We start from the raw sequence: 4,716 nt of genomic DNA, 5'->3' as shown, positions 1-4,716 counted from the left end.
ACCGCGTCGACCTGGCGGTCCATGATCATCGGGATGGAGATCACGCTGGTCACGAAGATCAGGCCGGCGAAGACGCCACCGACCAGCGTGTAGGTGATGAGGAATCCGATGTTCTGCGGATCGAACAGCATGGACAGCAGGTTGGCCTTCTCGGGCATGGTGTTGAAGCTCACCGCAAACACCACCAGCGCCGCGCGGCCCCAGAGCATTTCCAGGATCAGCAGCACGCCGGCGAAGATGGCCATGGTGCTGCGCGTGGGCCGCCAGGCCGCCAGCGATGCGCGCAGCGACGGACGGTGGGTGTGCGTCTGCATCGCCTTGCTGGCGTCGTACAGGCCCAGGCACAGGAAGGGGCCCATGAGCAGGAAGCCGGCGCTGAGCGCCAGCAGGTACTGCGGGGCTGTCTGGAACAGGGCCAGCAGCGCGTGCCCCATGACGAAAAAGCACAGGCCGTAGAACAGGCCGATGCGCGGGCAGCGCTGGAAGTCCGCCCAGCCGAGCTTGATCCACTGGATGGGATCGGAGAAGCGCAGCTGTGCCAACGGCAGGCTGAAGACGGAAGGGCCGTGTTCCGCCGAGCGGTCATCGGCGGTGGGTGCGGGTTCGGTCGGCTCGGGCGTCGGGGCCTCTGTTGCCGCCGCGTTGAGGGCTTGTGCCATGGTTGTCTCCGGTTGGAAAACAATATAACCATTGACAAATATCAAGCCGCCTATCGTTTACCCCATAGGGCAGCAGGGTCTTGTCAGACCGCCGGTCGCGCAGGCGACCAGGCACGGTTCGCCCGTGCTCAGCAGGTGTGGGAACGCCGGGCGCGCCCCTGCGGTTGGGCGGGTTGCGTTCGCACCGGTTCAGTGCGGATGCGCGCTCCGGTGAGGGCCGCTGCTGCGGTGCACCGGGGCGTGCGCGCGCTCGCTCAGCTCGCGGCGCATGTGCAGCGCCAGCGCCGCGTCCAGCGACTGGGTGTGCTTGGCGAACCAGGCCGCCAGTTCGCTGGCCATTTCGCGCACCGGTGACAGGTCGCCGGCGCGCGCCATGGCGAGGCCTTCGCGCAGCACGTTGAGCACCACCCGGTGCTGCAGCATGTGGTTGTCGGCCGACGCGAAGCGGGTCTTGCGCATCCATTCGTCTTCGCGTCCGAAGTGGTGCACGGTGTGGTCCAGCACCGCCGACCAGGCCTGCGGCAATGCGTGATCGGGCGCGCTCTGGGCCATGGCCAGCAGGTCCACGAATTCGCGGTGGACGCTGTCCATGGGTTCAAAGTCCAGCAGCAGGGCATCGGACCATTCGACGGTGTTCATAGCGGCCTCCTTGGCAATGCGCACAGCTTGACAGTGCGGATGCGCCCCGGTTTTGATCCAGCGCAGAAACTGCGCAGGCACGTCGGGTGGTCGGGCATCCGTGCGCCGCTACACTGCCCGCCCATGAGCCTGCACGCCTACCCCCCTCCCTATGTGCCCCTGAGCGGGCTGGACGACTCGCTGACCCGTACCGGTTTTGCACTGCTCAGCGCGGTCGACGTGCAGACCTGGCTGCACACCGACGCGGCCGCCCTCGATGCCCTGCACGCAAGCTGGAATCACCTGCCGCCGGACGGCTTCCTCAAGGACGGCGGGCGCTACCGGCGCCGGCGCCACAGCTGCTTCGTGGTGGACGGTGCCGACGTGCAGCAGGCCCCGCACCGCGCCCACTGGCAGCCGCTGGAATACAACGCTCTGCACGGCGGCATGCAGCGCTGGTTCGAGCCCATGGACGCTTCGGTGGTGGCATCGCCGCTGTGGCGCACCCTGCTGGCAACCGTGGGCCAGGCCGTGTCGGCCGTGCACGGCGCGCGGCCCTGGTACGTGGAAGCGCACCCGTTCCGCATCGACACCACCGACGGCATTGGCCGGCCCACGCCCGAGGGCGCGCACCGCGACGGCGTGGACCTGGTCGCTGTGTTCATGCTCGGTCGCCACGGCATCAAGGGCGGCGAGAGCCGCGTGTTCGACGCCGATGGTCCCAGCGGCCAGCGCTTCACGCTCAGCGAACCCTGGTCGCTGCTGCTGCTGGACGACGCGCGCGTGATCCACGAGACCACGCCGATCCAGCCGCTGGTGCCGGGCGAACTGGGCTGGCGCGACACCCTGGTGCTGACCTTCCGGCGCGACGGCTTCCAGGGAGGCTGACCGCTCGGCGTCGTCGCGGCGCGTTTCGCCTTGGGGCGGCCTGGCGGCGAACCGCTATCTGCCTGCCTTTGCCACTGCATGGTCGCGGATGTGCGCTGGCAGACGTGCCAGCAGCCAGCGCAGCGCCAGGGGCACGATGACCAGGTCATCGACCACCCCCAGCACGGGGATCATGTCCGGGATCAGGTCGACGGGCGAGAGCAGGTACAGCACGATGGCCGCCGCGCCGGCCTTGAGCCAGCCCGGCGCCTCAGGGTGACCGAGCGCGTACCAGAGCCGCTTCGCGTCACCGCGCACGGCCAGCCAGAGCACCGACAGACGTTTCCACATACGGGTTCACCTCCAGGACACAGGCGCGTCCGGAACGCCCGGACAGCACACAGTGTGGGGTGGTGGACCACGGTTGCAAGGGCCGGGTTCCTGCCGCTGGTCGTCGTGCGCTGAGCGTGCGCAAAACGCACGCTCAGCGCCGGATGGCGTTGGGGAAATACATCGCCGTCAGGCTGCGGCTGTGCACGGGCGAAAAGCCCTCCGCTGCCGCGCCGCTGGCCTGGCCGTAGCGGCGCCAGTCGCGCACCCAGTGCAGCGCGTCGCAGATCTCGACCAGACCGATGGTCTCGCGGTCCCCGATCAGGATGCCGTGCACCCGCAGGCCCAGCCGTTCTTTGGCCTGGCGCAGCGCGGTCAGCGTGGCGCCCGTCAAGCCGAACTCGCCGTCGCTGACGATCAGCACGTCGGCGTCTTCCCAGCCGTGTTGTTGCACCTGTTCGATGGCGCGTTCGATCGGGGTCTGTACATCCGTGCCGCCGTCAAACGCCTGACCCATCAGGTCCAGCAGCGCGTCCAGGCCGGCGGCGTCGCGCGTGAGCGAACGCTCCAGCAGCTCACCCGGGCCGCCAAACGCCAGCAGGCGGCAGGCGCGGTCGCCGGCGTGGGCGCTGCGCAGGGCCTGCAGCACGCAGGCCTTGGCCACGTTCTCGGGCGCACCCTGCATCGAACCGGAGGTGTCCAGACAGACGATCAGCGGGCCGTGGCCCATGTGAGCCTCCTGTTGCCGCGACGCGGCGCCTTCGGGCTGCGGGAGCGGGAGGGCGCGCGGTTCGCGCGCGCGGTCGTCGTAGGTCAGCAGCTGCGCCTCGGCGAAGCGGGCGCGCCACAGGCGGCGCAGCACCGGGTGGGTCAGGTTCAGGCTTTCGCTGCCGGTCATGCGCGCCAGCGCCCGCGAGCGGTGCACGCCATCCACCGCGGTGGGTTCCGGGCAGCGCTCGTCGTCTTCGGTGGGGCGTGGCGCGGCCTGGTCGGCGGCTGGCGCCTGGGGTGTTGCAGTGCGCGCCAGCGGCTGGTGCGCGGCCAGCTGGCGCCGGCCCACGCCGTCGATGAACTGGGCCAGCGCGGGCAGTCGCTCCAGCAGGCCGCCGATGCGCCGCGCCTCGACCCATTCGCGGCGGTTGAGCTGGCCTTTTAGGTCGTCCCAGTTCAGGTGCGACGGGTCGCCCAGCGACTTGAGCAGCGCCAGGGCCTCTTCCCAGCCCTGGCGCTGCAGGGTCCAGTTCTCGCGGAATTCGTCGGCCATGCGGGCGATGGCCTGGGCGCGGGTGTCGCTGGCGGGCCGTTCGATCAGGCTGTCCAGGTGCCAGAGCAGGCTCTGCAGCATCTGGCGCGTCAGGGACGTGTTGCCCTGGGTGAGCGCGAGCAGGTTGAGTTCGCTGAGCAGCCGGCGCAGTGGTCCGACGGCTTCGGGGTCGCCGAGGTCCATCGTGGCATCGGGCAGGTGGCCGGCCAGCAGCGCGTTGTGCCAGGGCGCGGCCTGGGCCAGCCGGGCCTCGGCCGTGCCGCCACTGCACACCACCGACCAGCGCCACAGTTCGCGGGCGATGGCGTCGAGGTGGTGGTACGGTCGGTCAGCGGGGGCCGTCATGGCCGTGGGGTTCAGGCTTGCCAGCTGACCGGCGTCGGCACGAACTCGGACGTGTCCTCGGCCAGGCGGGGCAGCGCCGCGAAGCCGTCGTGCAGTTCGGTCAGCCGCGCAGCCAGCGCGTCCACCTGGGCGCAGCGTTGTGCGTGCACGGCCTCGATGCGCGCGCGCCACGACGGCGGCAGCCAGCCGTGGGTGCGGGCCTGTTTCAGAACGGCCTCGGCCAACGCGTGGACGTCCGCCTGCACGGTGTTCAGGCGTTGCTGCACCTCGGCCACCTGCGCCACCCGCGCGCGGATGTGCAGCGCGCCGTAGCGCCGGTGCGCCCGTTTGCTGGTGATGCGCACGAGTTCGCTTTCGCTGCTCGGGCCGGCGATGGCGCGCGCCAGCGCCAGCTTGCCGGCGCTGTCGTCTTGCGCGTCGGCGGGGGCGCGGCGTTCCACGTCCAGTTGCTGCTCAAAGGCGGTGGCGGCACGTTCCAGCCCGTCGATGACCAGCGGCGTGGCTTGCGCCACGGTCTGCAGGAACCAGTCGGTCCAGCCCGGTACCTGGTCCGGGTTGGCGGCCAGGGTGAAGGGCAACAGCCAGGCGTCCCAGACCGAGACTTCGCTCGCGTTGCGGCTGGCGGCCTGCACC

Annotated in this window: 5 protein-coding genes and 1 pseudogene; 1 reads left to right on the top strand and 5 read right to left on the bottom strand. The window is 70.3% G+C overall.

Going from position 1 to position 4,716, the window contains the following annotated elements; translation table 11 throughout:
• A partial coding sequence (locus tag ACR2JA_RS00070; RefSeq protein ID WP_434007101.1) for a DUF2189 domain-containing protein occupies positions 1–659 on the bottom strand: 659 nt, incomplete at its 3' end.
• 189 nt (positions 660–848) lie between these two features.
• Positions 849–1,298, bottom strand: coding sequence for a bacteriohemerythrin (locus ACR2JA_RS00065; RefSeq protein WP_434007100.1), 450 nt, complete (start codon positions 1,296–1,298; stop codon positions 849–851).
• Between the two features lie 123 nt (positions 1,299–1,421).
• Between ACR2JA_RS00065 and ACR2JA_RS00060 the strand changes: the two genes are divergently transcribed.
• Positions 1,422–2,165, top strand: coding sequence for a 2OG-Fe dioxygenase family protein (locus ACR2JA_RS00060; protein ID WP_434007099.1), 744 nt, complete (start codon positions 1,422–1,424; stop codon positions 2,163–2,165).
• A gap of 54 nt (positions 2,166–2,219) precedes the next feature.
• Here ACR2JA_RS00060 and ACR2JA_RS00055 read toward each other — a convergent pair whose 3' ends face one another.
• From ACR2JA_RS00055 to ACR2JA_RS00045, 3 genes and pseudogenes are all read right to left on the bottom strand, one after another.
• On the bottom strand, positions 2,220–2,495 hold the full coding sequence (locus tag ACR2JA_RS00055; protein WP_434007098.1) for a YkvA family protein: 276 nt from the start codon (positions 2,493–2,495) through the stop codon (positions 2,220–2,222).
• Positions 2,496–2,628: 133 nt separating this feature from the next.
• Positions 2,629–4,083 carry a vWA domain-containing protein gene (locus tag ACR2JA_RS00050; RefSeq protein ID WP_434007097.1) on the bottom strand — a complete coding sequence of 485 codons (1,455 nt, stop codon included), beginning with the start codon at positions 4,081–4,083 and terminating at the stop codon, positions 2,629–2,631.
• Between the two features lie 11 nt (positions 4,084–4,094).
• Positions 4,095–4,716, bottom strand: a pseudogene (locus ACR2JA_RS00045) (AAA family ATPase); the annotation flags it as partial.

Source organism: Hydrogenophaga sp. (assembly GCF_051007235.1).
In the GTDB taxonomy this organism is placed as follows: Bacteria; Pseudomonadota; Gammaproteobacteria; order Burkholderiales; family Burkholderiaceae_C; genus Hydrogenophaga.
Note: the sequence above shows the minus strand (reverse complement) of the source record. Positions and strands in the feature narration are given on the sequence as shown.

What these genes read in the sequence shown, in the direction of transcription:
- ACR2JA_RS00065 (WP_434007100.1), bottom strand. Translation starts at nt 1,298, where the DNA reads ATGAACACCGTCGAATGGTCCGATGCCCTGCTGCTGGACTTTGAACCC.
- ACR2JA_RS00060 (WP_434007099.1), top strand. Translation starts at nt 1,422, where the DNA reads ATGAGCCTGCACGCCTACCCCCCTCCCTATGTGCCCCTGAGCGGGCTG.
- ACR2JA_RS00055 (WP_434007098.1), bottom strand. Translation starts at nt 2,495, where the DNA reads ATGTGGAAACGTCTGTCGGTGCTCTGGCTGGCCGTGCGCGGTGACGCG.
- ACR2JA_RS00050 (WP_434007097.1), bottom strand. Translation starts at nt 4,083, where the DNA reads ATGACGGCCCCCGCTGACCGACCGTACCACCACCTCGACGCCATCGCC.